Source organism: Flavobacterium cyanobacteriorum (assembly GCF_002251835.1).
Lineage (GTDB): Bacteria > Bacteroidota > Bacteroidia > Flavobacteriales > Flavobacteriaceae > Flavobacterium > Flavobacterium cyanobacteriorum.
In genome coordinates this window covers 1-1,113 of sequence record NZ_NOXV01000024.1, presented here as the reverse complement: position 1 = coordinate 1,113, position 1,113 = coordinate 1, and the positions used below count along the sequence as shown (strand labels likewise).

Here is a 1,113-nt window from a genome sequence, read left to right as displayed (position 1 = left end):
GCCGCAAAAGCAGGCGGCGGGGAGGATGCCGCTCCCATCGCGGCTAAACCCAGAAGCCGGCACTTCATTTGTGGTGGTTTTTTTTTATTTTAGCAAAAAATAAATTTTATGGGTAACCATGCTTTACGCAACGATAACGAATGCCAAAACTGCGGCTATACTGTTGAAGTTGCTTACTGCTCTAAATGCGGGCAGAAAAATACCGAAACACGCCAGCCGTTCCACTACCTTATAACCCATTTCCTGGAAGACTTTACCCACTATGACGGGGCTTTCTGGAAGACCATCAAATACCTGCTGTTCCGCCCGGCCAAACTGACTAAGGAATACCTCATGGGCCACCGCCAGCGCTATGTGCCGCCAATAAAACTATATATTTTTATAAGTTTTGTTACCTTCCTTCTTCTGAACCTGGCAAGAAAGCCGCAGATGAATCTTGATGCCGATTTTGATAACAAACAATTGACTATAGGCAGCAGTAATGAAAAGGCAGCAAAACAAACAGGGAAAACCGCCCAAAATGATACTGTCGCCAACCCTGAAGAAAAATTCAGTTCAGTCGCAGAACTCGAACACTTCCAGAAAAATTCTCCGGAAGAAAAAAAATTAGACAAGTTGGATTACTCATTATACAAAAGCCTGCTCCAATTAAAAGAAGGAAAGACAAATGAAGACGCGCTTGTCGAGAAAATGTACCATACTGTTCCTAAAGCTTTGTTTATTTACATGCCTGTTTTTGCTTTCTGGCTATGGTTATTCCATAATAAAAAGCGCTGGTACTTTTTTGACCATGGTATTTTCACACTGCACTATTTTTCATTACTTCTGTTACTGAATTGTATCTTTACGTTCATTGGTTTAGGCCTTAGATATATATTTACCGGCGAGAATGATTCCAATATCATTACATTTCTTCTCACTTTAATATACTGTATTTATGCTTTTTTCTACTTCTTCAGGTCGCACAGCAGAATGTACGGGGAGAAGAAATGGGTGTCCAGACTGAAAAGTAGTATATTTTTATTGATAAATTTTGCACTGATTATTATAGGAATCATTTTTATAGTAATGAAGTGGTTTAAACTTTTATTTTATTAAATTTCTTTAGTGCGA

The 1,113-nt window shown here is 39.0% G+C and carries 1 protein-coding gene; it reads left to right on the top strand.

Annotation, left to right across the window (positions count from 1 at the left end; all coding sequences use genetic code 11):
* Positions 1-108: 108 nt before the first annotated feature.
* Positions 109-1,098 (top strand): DUF3667 domain-containing protein, encoded by a 990-nt coding sequence (locus CHU92_RS00185; protein WP_094411419.1) that lies wholly within the window; start codon positions 109-111, stop codon positions 1,096-1,098.
* The last annotated feature ends 15 nt before the right edge of the window (positions 1,099-1,113 follow it).

Excerpts from the sequence above, each read along its gene's own strand:
- CHU92_RS00185 (WP_094411419.1), top strand. The coding sequence starts at position 109 with ATGGGTAACCATGCTTTACGCAACGATAACGAATGCCAAAACTGCGGC.